Here is a 13,644-nt window from a genome sequence, read left to right as displayed (position 1 = left end):
ACGTGTCCCACGAGTCGTCTGAGCCCACCCCGGCCGACGTCGAGCTCTCGGACGCCGTGGAGTCGGTCGAGGCCGTCGAGGCGTCGGCCGCGGACGAGGTCCCGAGCGACGAGGCCGTCTCGGACGAGGTCACGTCCGACGAGGTCGCGTCCGACGAGGCTGCGTCCGACGAGGCTGAGTCCGACGAGTCCGACGAGGCTGCGTCCGACGAGGTCGACCCCGACGAGGACCCGGTCGCCGCGTTCAAGGCGCGCCTGCGCAGCCTGCCCGGTGACTGGTTCGTCATCCACTCCTACGCGGGTTACGAGAACCGCGTGAAGGCGAACCTCGAGAACCGCACGCAGAGCCTCAACATGGAGGACTTCATCTACCAGGTGGAGGTCCCCATGGAGGAGGTCGTGGAGATCAAGAACGCGCAGCGCAAGGTCGTGCGCCGCGTCCGGATCCCCGGCTACGTCCTCGTCCGCATGGACCTGACCGACGAGTCGTGGGGCGCCGTGCGTCACACGCCGGGCGTCACGGGCTTCGTCGGCCACACGCACCAGCCCGTCCCGCTCACGCTGGACGAGGTGTTCTCGATGCTCGCACCGACGCTCGAGACGAAGGCCCCGACGGCTCCGGCCGCCGCTGCCAAGGCCGCCGCGGCGATCCAGGTCGACTTCACGGTCGGCGAGTCCGTCACGGTCACCGACGGCCCCTTCGACACGCTGCCCGCCACGATCTCCGAGATCAACGCCGAGGCGCAGAAGCTCAAGGTGCTCGTCTCCATCTTCGGCCGGGAGACCCCGGTCGAGCTGTCGTTCAGCCAGGTCGCCAAGATCTGACCGGACCGCCCCTCGGGGCGTCGCGTGCCCGCGCCGCGGGTACGCCCTGCAACCGGGTCATCGCCCACGGCGTCGGCCCACAAGCACGAAAGAGGTGGCGTCATGCCCCCCAAGAAGAAGGTCACCGGCCTCATCAAGCTCCAGATCAACGCCGGTGCGGCCACGCCCGCCCCGCCGATCGGCCCCGCGCTCGGTCAGCACGGCGTGAACATCATGGAGTTCTGCAAGGCGTACAACGCGGCGACCGAGTCGCAGCGCGGCAACGTCATCCCCGTGGAGATCACGGTGTACGAGGACCGCTCGTTCACCTTCATCACGAAGACGCCGCCGGCCGCCGAGCTCATCAAGAAGGCCGCGGGTGTCGCGAAGGGCTCGCCCACGCCGCACACCGTCAAGGTCGCCACGCTGACCCGCGAGCAGGTGCGCGAGATCGCGTCCACCAAGCTCGAGGACCTCAACGCGAACGACATCGACGCGGCCGAGAAGATCATCGCCGGCACCGCCCGGTCGATGGGTATCAAGGTCGAGGGCTGACCCCTCGTCCCCACCCCAGTGGCAGGGCCCTGTGCGGCCCGTGCGACCACGACTGCTCACCAAGGAGAAGCAGATGCCCAAGCACAGCAAGGCGTACCGCGCCGCCGTCGAGAAGATCGAGGCAGGCAAGGTCTACAGCCCCCTCGCCGCCGTCCGTCTGGCGCAGGAGACCTCCGTCTCCAAGTTCGACGCGACCGTCGAGGTCGTCTTCCGTCTCGGTGTCGACCCGCGCAAGGCGGACCAGATGGTCCGCGGCACGGTCAACCTGCCCCACGGCACCGGTAAGACCGCCCGCGTGATCGTGTTCGCGAACGGCGAGCGTGCCGAGCAGGCCCGCGCCGCCGGTGCGGACGAGGTCGGCGGCGACGAGCTCATCGAGAAGGTCGCCGGCGGTTGGACCGACTTCGACGCCGCGGTCGCGACCCCGGACCTCATGGGCAAGGTCGGTCGACTCGGCAAGGTCCTGGGCCCGCGTGGTCTCATGCCGAACCCGAAGACCGGCACCGTGACGATGGACGTGGCCAAGGCCGTCGCGGACATCAAGGGCGGCAAGATCGAGTTCCGCGTGGACCGTCACGCCAACCTGCACTTCATCATCGGCAAGACGTCGTTCTCCGACGTCTCGCTGGTCGAGAACTACGCCGCGGCGCTCGACGAGATCCTGCGTCTCAAGCCCGCCGCGTCGAAGGGCCGCTACATCACCAAGGCGACCATCTCGACCACGAACGGCCCCGGGATCCTGCTCGACCAGAACAAGACCCGGAACCTGACCGCCGAGGACGAGGACTGAGTCCGCGGTAAGACTCCTGGACCGAGACGGTCCACCAGCACGAAGGGTCCGGCCCCCGCGGGGGCCGGACCCTTCGTCGTCGCGGCGGGTGTCGCGTCCCGTCAGCCCCGCGACCCGCGCCCCGGCCCCTCCGCCGCGCGGGCACCGGCGCGGAAGCCCGCCACGTACGCGGACCGGGCCACGCTGCGCCGTGCTGCGGCGTACGCCTTGCGGGCCAGCGCCGCGGCCGCGGCGCGGTACGCCGCTGCGTACCCGGCGCGGTACGCCTGGTGCGCCACGCGCCTCGTCGTCGTCCCGCTCGACGCGGCCGCCGCACGACGGCCGGCCCCGACGCCCGCCGCGTAGGCCGCGCGCGCCTGTGCCGCCCCGAGCCGGCGCCCTGCCGCGTAGGCCGCTCGCGACTGCCGCGTGCCCGCGGAGCCCTCGGTGAACGGCTCCGTGAACGGTTCGGTGAAGGGTTCGGTGAACGGGTTGGTGCCGAGTGCTTCGGTGAACGGCTCGGTGAACGGCTCGGTGAACGGCTCGGTGAAGGGTTCGGTGAACGGCTCGGTGAAGGGTTCGGTGAACGGGTTGGTGCCGAGTGCCTCGGTGAACGGTTCGGTGAACGGTTCCGTGAAGGGTTCGGTGAACGGCTCGGTGAACGGTTCGGTGAACGGCTCGGTGAAGGGTTCGGTGAACGGATTGGTGCCGAGTGCCTCGGTGAACGGTTCCGTGAACGGTTCCGTGAAGGGCTCCGTGAAGGGCTCGGTGAAGGGTTCGGTGAACGGGTTGGTGCCGAGTGCCTCGGTGAACGGTTCCGTGAAGGGCTCCGTGAAGGGCTCCGTGAACGGCTCGGTGAACGGCTGCGTCGATGACCCGGCGAGCCGGGACGCCCCCTGCGCGTCCCGGTCGTCGGAGTCGTCGGCGGTGGAGCCGCCGGCACCCGGGGTGGTCCGGGCAGCCGCACGCCCGTCGCCCCCGGACCGCAGCCGGTCGCGCCACGTGGGGGCCGCCGCGGCCACGGACACCCCGAGCGTGTCGAGCACGACGTCGATCGGGCTGGCCACGGAGAAGCTCCCGTCGTCCTCGCCGGCCCACAGGAGCCCGACGACGGCTCCGTCCTCGTCGACGAGCACGGACCCGGAGTCGCCCCCGGCGGAGAACCGCTCGGTGCCCTCGGCGGGCTCGACGCGGATCTGGTCGCGCAGCGTGCGCAGCCCGACGCCGGGGCCGAAGTCGACGGCGGTGGTGTAGTCGGTGGACACCACGGTGCCGAGGGTCAGGCCCGTGGTGCGTCCGGACTTGCGCACGGTGGAGCCGACGTCGGCGGTGCCGGCCCCCGTGACGGCGCCGATCCCGACGACGCCCGGGACCCACGGTGCGCCGGGTGCGAGCGCGACGATGGCGGCGTCCATGCGGTCGGTGACGGCGCCCCGCACGAGCGCGCCGAACCGGTCCGCGCCGTCGCGTCCGCCGTCGGCGACTGCGGGCTGCAGCCACGCGGAGCCGACGTCCTCGCGCCCGTCGCCCGCGGCGACGTGCCAGTTGGTGAGGGCGAACGCGCGGCCCGTGTGGCGCTCGCGCACGACGACCCCGAGCGTGCCGTTGACGCTGCGCAGCTGCGCGCGACCGTCGACGGGGATGGTCACGGCGTCGGCGGGGCCGATGCTCAGTCCGCCGGCGAGGGGTCGCACGCGCCGGGTGTGGGCGGCGGCGCCGCTGCTCGCGCTGCCCGTGCCGACCGTGCCGGTCGTGGCGGACAGCGGCGAGACCCGCCCGGAGACGACGTCGGTCGGGACGCCGTCGACGTCCGCGGGGATGCGCTCGTCGTCGGAGAGCTCGTCGAGCGGCCGCTTGCGCTCGACGTGCACGACGATCGCCTGCTGCCCGGTGGGGCGGCCCTGGGACCACTTCTCGGCGATGTCGACGCCGACCACGCCGGCGCGGGCGAGCAGGACGTCCTCGACGCCGCGCTTCGTGGGGCGGATCCGGGCGCGCTCGTCGAGCGGTCTCGCCGGCGGGGCCGCGGTGGTGCCGGGCTCGGGCGTCGAGTCGGTGCGGGGGTCCTGCTCGGTCATCGGGGCGACACTCCTCATGACGGGTGACGGTGGCCACGGCTGCGAGGGCCGCCGGTCAGGAGCGCGCGGGCGCGGGCCAGATACGTCCCGCGCGTGCCCGATCGCGTGCTGATCTGCACGGACCTCGTCGTCGCGTGCGCCGGCACTCGCCGGCGCGGGCGCCCCCCGGGAGGAACGCTAGTCCGCTCGTCACCCGGGCGGGTGAACTTCACCCGCTCCCGGACCGCGCGTATCAGGCGCGGCGCGGGGGGCTCCTCGAGGACGACCCGGCTTTCCCGCGTGCGCACGTGCTTGTCGGGTTTGTCCAGGCCGTCCTAGTGTCGTGGGACGGCCGCCCGACGGGACCGGTCGAGTGAGGGGCCAATGATGAGTGACGACCTGGTGGAGCCGGTGGACACCGCGCTCCGCGGCCAGGGGGAGGGGCTCGCCGACCAGGCGGCCCGGGCTGTGCTGGCGTACCGCGACGGAGACCCTGCGCCGCTCGCGGCGCTCGTGCAGGTGATGACGCCGCTGCTCTGGCACACGGTGCGGGCGCAGGGCGCCGGCACCGAGCAGGCCCAGGACATCGTGCAGAACGTGTGGCTCGCGCTGGTGCGCGAGATCGAGACGATCCGCGACCCCCGGGCGACGTTGCAGTGGACGCTCGTGACCGCGAAGCGCGCGGCGTGGCGGGCCGTGCGCCGGTCCCGTGAGGAGGCGGCGCGCACGGACTCCGACGAGGCCGCGACCGAGTGGCTCACGGCGCCTGCGGACGAGCTGCCGGACGCCCGCGCGGTGCGCGACGAGCGGGACCGTGTCCTGTGGGACAACGTCCGGTCCCTGCCCGAGCGGTGCCGCCGACTCCTCGGCCTGGTCGCGATGGTCGACCGACCCGACTACGCCGTCGTCTCCCAGGCGCTGGGGATGCCGGTGGGGAGCATCGGACCCACGCGGGGACGCTGCCTCGCCAAGCTGCGCGCCGCCCTCGCCGCCGACCCTTCCTGGAGCGTGTCATGACGCCCGACGACGTCACCGTCGCCCTGCTCGCCGGGGGCGCCGTCGACGACCTCGACACCGAGATCCTCGGCCGCCTGGCCGCGCTCGTGGAGGCTGCCGACCCGGTCCCCGAGGGTCTGGTCGACAGCATCGGCCTCGCCCTCACGATGGAGGCGCTGCACGCGGAGCTCGCGGAGCTGCACCTCGTGGGTGAGCCGGCGCTCGCGGTGCGGACCGACGAGACGAGCATCGAGGCCGGCACGATCACGTTCACGACGGACGTGCTGACCGTGATGATCTCGGTGCACCACGAGAACGACCTGGTCCGCGTGGACGGGTGGGCCGCTCCCGCGGGGGTGCTCGCCGTCGAGCTGCACCAGTCGGGCCGGTTCACGACGACGACCTCGGACGAGGACGGCCGGTTCGCGTTCGTCGACCTGCACCGCGGCGCGGCGCGGCTCGTGCTGCGGCGGCCGTCGGACCCGACGATGCCGGTCGTGACCCCGCAGATCGAGCTCTAGCGGGAACCATGACCGAACGCTCCGGTCCGGCTGCCGCCGGGCCGCTGCCGGACGGCGACACCCGCCGCGCCGCGCTCGAGCGGGTGGCGGTGGACGTCGCCCTGGCCGAGGCGGACAACGCCGAGGGCCACCCGAACCAGGCGCGGCGCCGGCTGGTCGCGGCGCTCGGGCGCCTCGACCGGCTCGCGGGCGACGACGAGCTGACCGACCCGGTGCGCGTGCGGGTGCGGGCGCGCGCGCTGATGGAGCTCGCGAAGTGCGAGTTCGAGACGCGCGGCGGGCCGCAGGCCGCGCTCGCGCAGCTCGACGGGCTGGTCGCGGCGGGGGCTGCGGACGCGTGGCCGGGGATCGTCCCGGCGGCGGCCGGGGTGCGCGGTCTGCTCGCGCTGCGCGGGGGGCGGCAGGACGAGGCGCTCGTCGCGCTGGACGCGGCGATCGAGCAGCTCGACGTCGCGGACCCGGTCGACGGCTGCCGCGCGCTGCTCAACCGGGGCACGTTGCACAGCGAGCGCCGGGACACCGCGGCCGCGCGCGCGGACTACTCGCAGTGCGCGGTGCGTGCCCGCGCGGCGGGGTTCGACCTGCTCGTGTTCAAGGCCGAGCACAACCTCGGGTACGTGCACTTCCGTGAGGGGCGCCTGCCGGAGGCGCTCGCGACGATGGAGGCGGCGGCGCGCAGCCTGCCGGGTCCGGTCCGGCCCACGGCGCTGCGGGACCGCAGCGAGGTGCTGCTGGAGGCCGGCCTGGTCGGGGTCGCGGACGCGACGCTCGCGCAGGCCGCGCAGATGTTCGCGGACGAGCGGCTGCCGCGCGAGGTCGCGGAGTGCGAGCTGGGCCGCGCGGAGTGCGCGCTGCTGCGTGGCGACCCGGTCGCGGCGCGGCGGTGGGCGTCGAGCGCGCGGCGGCGGTTCGCGCGGCGGGGCGACGAGGCGTGGGTGGTGCGCTCGTCGCTGCTCGAGCTGCAGGCGGACGCGGGCGTGCTTGCGCGTCGGCCGGACGGTCGCGCGTCCCGCGGCGGCTGGGCGGGGGTGGCGCGCCGTGCCGCCGAGGTCGAGGAGCTGTGCCGGACGACGGGCCGACCCGCGTGGCAGCGCGCCGCGTCCTACCTGCGCATCGAGGCGGACCTGGCCCGCGGCGTGGGGCCCGACCCGGAGCGCGTGCTCGACGGTCTGGGGACGGTGCGCGCCGACGAGCCGCTCACGCTGCGTCTGCACGGCCGGCGGATCCGGGCGCTGCTCGCGGCGGCGGCGGGCCGCCCGGACCGGGCCACGCACCACGTGCGCGCGGGGCAGCGGGACCTCGCGATGCACCGCAGCAGGTTCGGCTCGCTGGACCTGCGCACGGCCGGCGCGGTGCACGGCACGGCGCTCGCGGAGCTGGACATGCGGCTCGCGCTCGCGACCGGGCACCCCGAGCGGGTGCTCGAGTCCGCGGAGCGGGTCCGGGCGGTCATGGGCGGTGCGCCGCGGGTCAACCCGCCGAGCGACCCGCGCACGGCCGAGCTGCTGGCGCAGCTGCGCCGGCTCGTGGAGGGCAGCCGCCCGGTCACGGGTCGGCCCGCCGCGGACCCGGAGCGCCGCAAGCTGATCGCCGACGCGCAGCGGCTCAAGCTCGAGATCCTCGCGCGGTCGTGGCACGAGCCGGGCCGCAGCGCCCGCGACGAGCGGGAGGGCCGCGCGCACGAGGTGCGTGCGGTGCTGGCGCGGCGCCCGCAGACGCTCCTGCTCGACGTGATCGACCACGAGGGCCGCCTGCTTGCGGTGAGCATGGGCGTCGAGGGTGCCGAGCTGGCGGACCTGGGCGAGGCCGCGCCCGCCGCGGAGCTCGTCCGGCGCGTGCACGCGGACCTGGAGGTCGTCGCGAACCCGCTGGTGCCCGCGGAGCTGCGGGCGGTCGCGGACCGCTCGCTGCGCGGTGCGCTCGAGCGGCTCGACGCGGTCGTGCGGCCCGTGCTCGACCGTGCTGACGAGCTCGTCGTCGTCGCGGGTGGGTGGCTGGGGGTGCTGCCGTGGTCGATGCTGCCGTCGCGGCGCGGCGCCCCGACGGTCGTCGCGCCGTCGGTGCACCACTGGATGCGCTACGCGGGTGCGGGTCTGCCGCAGGCGCCGCTGACCGCGGCGGCGGGGCCGGGCCTGGTGCACGCGGCGGACGAGGCGCGGCACGTCGCGGCGCTCTGGCCGGGGGCGCGCGTCCTGGTCGACGACGACGCGAGCGTCGCGAACGTGGCCGAGGCGCTCGCGTCGCCGGGTGTGGTGCACCTCGCGGCGCACGGGCGTCACGAGCCGGACAACCCGTTGTTCTCGTCGCTGCGTCTCGCCGACGGCCCGCTGTTCGCGCACGAGCTGGACGCGGGTGGCCAGGTGCCGGACCTGGTCCTGCTGTCGTCGTGCGAGGTCGGCCGCGCGACGATCCGCGCGGGGGGAGAGGCGCTGGGGCTCGCGAGCGTGCTGCTGCGCACGGGGGTCCCGTGCGTGGTCGCGGCGATCGCCCCGCTGCCCGACGAGACGGCGATGCACGTGATGTCGGGCGTGCACGAGCGCATGCGCGCGGGGATGCCCGTGGCGGCAGCGGTGGCCCAGGCGTGCGCGGACCACGACCGCGGTGGCGGCGGCCTGGTGCCGCTCGTGTGCCTGGGAGCGCCGGTGTGACGAGGCCCTCGTCGACGTGCCGGGGGGCGAGGGCGGCCGGATTTGGTCGACGGGCGTCGCTGTCGTAGTCTCGTGGGGCCCAAGACCGCCGGTCGTCGTCTCCGTTCGCGGGGCGACCGAAGTCCCGCAGCTCGCGGAGGCCAGCGCAGGTGAGAGTTCCACATGATGGTGCGGTTCGTCCGCCCCGCCCTGTCGAGCCCCGCGCCTGCGCGGGGCTCTTCGTCGTTCTGGGGGACCGACCGGCACCACCATCGGAAGGATTGCCATGGCGAGGCCGGACAAGGCAGCCGCCGTCGCGGAGATCGCGGACAAGTTCCGTGCGTCCAACGCGGCCGTGCTGACCGAGTACCGCGGGCTCACCGTGGCGCAGCTCAAGACGCTGCGTCGCGCGCTCGGCGGCAACGCAACCTACGCCGTGGTGAAGAACACGCTGACCGCGATCGCGGCCAAGGAAGCCGGCCTGACGGGCCTCGACGACGCGCTCGCGGGCCCGTCGGCGATCGCCTTCGTCTCCGGCGACCCGGTCGAGGCCGCCAAGGGTCTGCGTGACTTCGCCAAGGCGAACCCCGCGCTGGTCATCAAGGGTGGTGTCCTCGACGGACGCACCCTGACCGCCGCGGAGGTCACCAAGCTCGCGGACCTCGAGTCCCGTGAGGTCCTGCTGGCCAAGGCGGCCGGCGCGATGAAGGCCAAGCTCTACCAGGCTGCCTACGTCTTCACCGCGAACACCGCCCAGGCCGCTCGTGTCATCGATGCCCTGCGTCAGAAGCAGGAGTCGGAAGGTGCGGCCGCCTGACCCAGGCCCCGGCCTGGTCAGCGCTCCGCGCATCACCCCACATCCCGCTTCCGACGCACGTCGCGTCGCGGAGCACCGAAGAAAGGAACGCCTCTCATGGCGAAGCTCAGCACCGAGGAGCTCATCGAGCAGTTCAAGGGCCTGACCCTGATCGAGCTGTCCGAGTTCGTGAAGGCCTTCGAGGAGGTCTTCGAGGTCACCGCCGCTGCCCCCGTCGCCGTCGCCGCCGCGCCGGCCGCCGGTGGTGCGGGCGCCGACGCCCCGGCCGAGGAGGAGAAGGACTCGTTCGACGTCGTCCTGACCGCCGCCGGTGACAAGAAGATCCAGGTCATCAAGGAGGTGCGTGCGCTCACGTCGCTCGGCCTCAAGGAGGCCAAGGACCTCGTCGACGAGGCGCCGAAGCCGGTTCTCGAGGGCGTCAACAAGGAGACGGCCGAGAAGGCGAAGGCGCAGCTCGAGGGCGCCGGCGCGAGCGTCGAGCTCAAGTGATCTGACTCCGCCCGGGGCGTTCCCCCGGAGCGGAGGCGCTCACGCACGAAGGCCCGTCACCCCCGCGTGGGGCGGCGGGCCTTCGTCGTGCCACGCCGCGGTGCGGACGGGCCGTGCGGGCGCGGTCGGCTTCCCCCCGACGCGGCTGGTGTGCCACCATGGCCGCGGCGACGACGAGGTCGCCCGTCCGGCCGAGGGGCCGGGCGCGGCCGCGGACCGCAGGGTCCGGCTGGAGCCGGTGCGACGAGAGCGCGCCGGGCTCGCCGGAAGCCGGTGGACTTTCGCGCCAGGGCCGAGTATGCTAGCGCTTTGCGCTGGCCTGTGCCCGCGATCTCAGATATCCCGACCCGGAGCTCGACGTACGTGCGCGTCGAACACTGCCGTCGCGGCCGGGGATCGCGCCTTGCCAGGCAGCGCAGCGTGCTCTCGACCGCAGGGAAGGACCCCTCTTGGCTGCCTCGCGCACCCCTTCTGCACCGTCCGCCGACGCCATCGCGAACCGCACCGCCTCTCGCCGCATCTCCTTCGCCAAGATCCACGAGCCCCTCGAGGTCCCCGACCTGCTCGGTCTGCAGACCGAGAGCATGGACTGGCTCCTGGGCAACGAGCGCTGGCAGGCGCGCGTGGCGGCCGCGGTCGAGGCAGGGCGCAACGACGTCCCGCAGACCGCCGGCCTCGAGGAGATCTTCGAGGAGATCTCCCCGATCGAGGACTTCGGCGGAACCATGTCGCTCTCCTTCCGCGAGCACCGTTTCGAGCCGCCGAAGTACACGGCCGAGGAGTGCAAGGAGAAGGACTTCACCTTCGCCGCGCCGCTGTTCGTCACCGCCGAGTTCGTCAACTACACGACCGGTGAGATCAAGTCGCAGACGGTCTTCATGGGTGACTTCCCGCTCATGACCGAGCGCGGCACGTTCATCATCAACGGCACCGAGGGCGTCGTCGTCTCGCAGCTCGTGCGCTCGCCCGGCGTCTACTTCGAGCGCACGGCGGACAAGACGTCCGACAAGGACATCCTCACGGCCAAGGTCATCCCGAGCCGTGGGGCGTGGCTCGAGTTCGAGATCGACAAGCGCGACAACGTCGGCGTGCGCGTCGACCGCAAGCGCAAGCAGAACGCCACGGTGCTGCTCAAGGCGCTCGGCATGACCGAGGGCGAGATCCGCGAGGAGTTCGCGGCGTACCCGGCGGTCATCGACACGCTCGAGAAGGACCACGTCCAGACGCAGGACGAGGCGCTGCTCGACCTCTACCGCAAGATCCGCCCGGGCGAGCCGCCGACGGTCGAGGCCGGCCGCGCCCTGCTGGAGAACTTCTACTTCAACCCGAAGCGCTACGACCTCGCGAAGGTCGGCCGCTACAAGGTCAACAAGAAGCTCGGCCGCGACGCCGCGCTCACGGACTCTGTGCTCACGCTCGAGGACGTCGTCGCGACGATCAAGTACCTCGCGGCGCTCCACATCGACGCCACCACGCTGCCCGGCACGCGCAACGGTGAGGCGATCGAGGTCCGCGTCGAGACGGACGACATCGACCACTTCGGCAACCGTCGCATCCGCGCGGTCGGCGAGCTCATCCAGAACCAGGTCCGCACGGGCCTGTCCCGGATGGAGCGCGTCGTGCGCGAGCGCATGACGACGCAGGACGTCGAGGCGATCACGCCGCAGACCCTGATCAACATCCGCCCGGTCGTGGCGTCGATCAAGGAGTTCTTCGGCACCTCGCAGCTCTCGCAGTTCATGGACCAGAACAACCCGCTCGCGGGCCTGACGCACAAGCGGCGTCTGTCGGCCCTGGGCCCGGGTGGTCTGTCCCGCGACCGCGCCGGCATGGAGGTCCGTGACGTCCACCCGTCGCACTACGGCCGCATGTGCCCGATCGAGACCCCCGAGGGTCCGAACATCGGTCTGATCGGTTCGCTCGCGTCGTTCGGTCGCATCAACCCGTTCGGCTTCGTCGAGACGCCGTACCGCCGGGTCGTCGCGGGCAAGGTCACGGACGAGGTCCACTACCTCACGGCCGACGACGAGGACCGCCACGTCATCGCGCAGGCGAACGCGCCGCTCAAGGAGAACGGCGAGTTCGAGGAGGACCGTGTCCTCGTCCGCACCAAGGGCGGGGAGATCGACTACATCCCCGGCGAGCTCATCTACTACATGGACGTCTCGCCGCGCCAGATGGTGTCGGTCGCGACGGCCCTGATCCCGTTCCTCGAGCACGACGACGCGAACCGCGCGCTCATGGGCGCCAACATGCAGCGCCAGGCCGTGCCGCTGGTCCGCTCCGAGGCGCCGCTCGTCGGCACCGGCATGGAGCGTCGTGCGGCCGTCGACGCCGGTGACGTGATCGTCGCGACGAAGCCGGGTGTCGTCACGGAGGTCTCCGCGGACCTCATCACGGTGGCGAACGACGACGCGACGACGTCGACGTACCGGGTCGCGAAGTTCCGCCGCTCCAACCAGGGCACGTCGTACAACCAGCGTGTGCTCGTCGACAGCGGCCAGCGCGTCGAGGTCGGCTCGGTCCTGGCGGACGGCCCGGCGACGGACGAGGGCGAGCTCGCGCTCGGCCGCAACCTGCTGGTGGCGTTCATGTCGTGGGAGGGCCACAACTACGAGGACGCGATCATCCTGTCGCAGCGCCTCGTGCAGGACGACGTGCTGTCCTCGATCCACATCGAGGAGCACGAGGTCGACGCGCGCGACACCAAGCTCGGCCCCGAGGAGATCACGCGGGACATCCCGAACGTCTCCGAGGAGGTCCTCGCGGACCTGGACGAGCGCGGCATCATCCGCATCGGTGCCGAGGTCGGCGCCGGCGACATCCTCGTCGGCAAGGTGACCCCCAAGGGTGAGACCGAGCTGACCCCGGAGGAGCGCCTGCTGCGTGCGATCTTCGGCGAGAAGGCGCGCGAGGTGCGTGACACGTCGCTCAAGGTCCCGCACGGTGAGTCCGGCACGGTCATCGAGGTGCGCACGTTCTCGCGCGAGGACGGCGACGAGCTGCCCGCGGGCGTCAACGAGCTGGTGCGCGTCTACATCGCCCAGCGCCGCAAGATCACCGCGGGTGACAAGCTCGCCGGCCGCCACGGGAACAAGGGCGTCATCTCGACGATCCTGCCCGAGGAGGACATGCCGTTCCTCGAGGACGGCACGCCGGTCGACATCATCCTCAACCCGATGGGTGTCCCGGGTCGTATGAACGTCGGCCAGGTGCTCGAGGTCCACCTCGGGTGGATCGCCGCGCAGGGGTGGGACATCTCGCTGGCAGCCGAGGGTGACGTGTCCTGGAAGGACAACGTCCCCGCGAACGCCGCGAGCAGCGACCCCCGCACGCCGGTGGCGACGCCGGTGTTCGACGGTCTGCAGGAGGACGCCCTCACGGGCCTGCTCTCCAGCACGCTGCCGAACCGCGACGGCGAGCGCATGGTCGGCCCCGACGGCAAGGCGCGCCTGTTCGACGGGCGTTCCGGCGAGCCGTTCCCGGAGCCGGTGTCGACCGGTTACATGTACATCCTGAAGCTGCACCACCTCGTCGACGACAAGATCCACGCGCGCTCGACGGGTCCGTACTCGATGATCACGCAGCAGCCGCTGGGTGGTAAGGCGCAGTTCGGTGGGCAGCGGTTCGGCGAGATGGAGGTGTGGGCCCTCGAGGCGTACGGCGCCGCCTACACGCTGCAGGAGCTCCTGACCATCAAGTCCGACGACGTGCCCGGCCGCGTCAAGGTGTACGAGGCGATCGTCAAGGGCGAGAACATCCCCGACTCGGGCATCCCGGAGTCGTTCAAGGTTCTGCTCAAGGAGATGCAGTCGCTCTGCCTGAACGTCGAGGTGCTGTCGTCCGACGGCGTGTCGATCGACATGAAGGAGAACGACGACGAGGTCTACCGCGCTGCGGAGGAGCTCGGCATCGACCTGTCGCGTCGCCCCAACGCGAGCAGCGTCGAGGAGATCTGACGTCGAGCGGCTCGTCGTGCCGCCCACCCTCGGGTGAGAGCGCACGACGAG

At 72.6% G+C, this 13,644-nt stretch carries 10 protein-coding genes; 9 read left to right on the top strand and 1 reads right to left on the bottom strand.

The genetic code is table 11. The features are described 5' to 3' along the window. Positions 1–2 precede the first annotated feature (2 nt). The 3 genes from nusG (at position 3) to rplA (ending at position 2,148) form a co-directional block, all read left to right on the top strand. Positions 3–824 (top strand): transcription termination/antitermination protein NusG, encoded by an 822-nt coding sequence (gene nusG, locus CUD01_RS12400; protein WP_141321477.1) that lies wholly within the window; start codon positions 3–5, stop codon positions 822–824. Between the two features lie 102 nt (positions 825–926). Beyond that, complete coding sequence (gene rplK, locus CUD01_RS12395) at positions 927–1,358, top strand: 50S ribosomal protein L11 (protein ID WP_094180769.1); 432 nt, start codon at positions 927–929, stop codon at positions 1,356–1,358. Positions 1,359–1,431: 73 nt separating this feature from the next. After that, entirely contained in the window at positions 1,432–2,148 is a 717-nt protein-coding gene (gene rplA, locus CUD01_RS12390) for a 50S ribosomal protein L1 (RefSeq protein WP_094180768.1), read from the top strand. Positions 2,149–2,249: 101 nt separating this feature from the next. On the opposite strand, the gene CUD01_RS12385 is transcribed toward rplA, so the two are convergent. After that, positions 2,250–4,205, bottom strand: coding sequence for a chymotrypsin family serine protease (locus CUD01_RS12385; protein ID WP_208404914.1), 1,956 nt, complete (start codon positions 4,203–4,205; stop codon positions 2,250–2,252). 366 nt (positions 4,206–4,571) lie between these two features. On the opposite strand from CUD01_RS12385, the gene CUD01_RS12380 reads away from it, so the two are divergent. From CUD01_RS12380 to rpoB, 6 genes are all read left to right on the top strand, one after another. Next, positions 4,572–5,201, top strand: coding sequence for an RNA polymerase sigma factor (locus tag CUD01_RS12380; protein ID WP_307722681.1), 630 nt, complete (start codon positions 4,572–4,574; stop codon positions 5,199–5,201). Next, positions 5,198–5,701, top strand: coding sequence for a carboxypeptidase regulatory-like domain-containing protein (locus CUD01_RS12375; RefSeq protein WP_141321473.1), 504 nt, complete (start codon positions 5,198–5,200; stop codon positions 5,699–5,701). The genes CUD01_RS12380 and CUD01_RS12375 overlap by 4 nt, the downstream gene beginning before the upstream one ends. Before the next feature lie 8 nt (positions 5,702–5,709). Then, positions 5,710–8,349: a CHAT domain-containing protein gene (locus CUD01_RS12370; RefSeq protein WP_141321471.1), complete on the top strand. Its 2,640-nt coding sequence runs from the start codon at positions 5,710–5,712 to the stop codon at positions 8,347–8,349. A gap of 265 nt (positions 8,350–8,614) precedes the next feature. Continuing rightward, on the top strand, positions 8,615–9,145 hold the full coding sequence (gene rplJ, locus CUD01_RS12365; RefSeq protein WP_094180763.1) for a 50S ribosomal protein L10: 531 nt from the start codon (positions 8,615–8,617) through the stop codon (positions 9,143–9,145). Positions 9,146–9,241: 96 nt separating this feature from the next. Continuing rightward, entirely contained in the window at positions 9,242–9,634 is a 393-nt protein-coding gene (gene rplL, locus CUD01_RS12360) for a 50S ribosomal protein L7/L12 (RefSeq protein ID WP_094180762.1), read from the top strand. A gap of 449 nt (positions 9,635–10,083) precedes the next feature. Then, on the top strand, positions 10,084–13,593 hold the full coding sequence (gene rpoB, locus CUD01_RS12355; protein ID WP_141321469.1) for a DNA-directed RNA polymerase subunit beta: 3,510 nt from the start codon (positions 10,084–10,086) through the stop codon (positions 13,591–13,593). Positions 13,594–13,644: the final 51 nt, after the last annotated feature.

It is taken from the genome of Cellulomonas uda (assembly GCF_006538705.1).
GTDB classification, from domain to species: Bacteria; Actinomycetota; Actinomycetes; order Actinomycetales; family Cellulomonadaceae; genus Cellulomonas; species Cellulomonas uda.
This window is presented reverse-complemented; position numbering and strand designations above follow the sequence as displayed.

What these genes read in the sequence shown, in the direction of transcription:
- rplK (WP_094180769.1), top strand. Translation starts at nt 927, where the DNA reads ATGCCCCCCAAGAAGAAGGTCACCGGCCTCATCAAGCTCCAGATCAAC.
- rplA (WP_094180768.1), top strand. Translation starts at nt 1,432, where the DNA reads ATGCCCAAGCACAGCAAGGCGTACCGCGCCGCCGTCGAGAAGATCGAG.
- CUD01_RS12385 (WP_208404914.1), bottom strand. Translation starts at nt 4,205, where the DNA reads ATGACCGAGCAGGACCCCCGCACCGACTCGACGCCCGAGCCCGGCACC.
- CUD01_RS12380 (WP_307722681.1), top strand. Translation starts at nt 4,572, where the DNA reads ATGAGTGACGACCTGGTGGAGCCGGTGGACACCGCGCTCCGCGGCCAG.
- CUD01_RS12375 (WP_141321473.1), top strand. Translation starts at nt 5,198, where the DNA reads ATGACGCCCGACGACGTCACCGTCGCCCTGCTCGCCGGGGGCGCCGTC.
- CUD01_RS12370 (WP_141321471.1), top strand. Translation starts at nt 5,710, where the DNA reads ATGACCGAACGCTCCGGTCCGGCTGCCGCCGGGCCGCTGCCGGACGGC.
- rplJ (WP_094180763.1), top strand. Translation starts at nt 8,615, where the DNA reads ATGGCGAGGCCGGACAAGGCAGCCGCCGTCGCGGAGATCGCGGACAAG.
- rplL (WP_094180762.1), top strand. Translation starts at nt 9,242, where the DNA reads ATGGCGAAGCTCAGCACCGAGGAGCTCATCGAGCAGTTCAAGGGCCTG.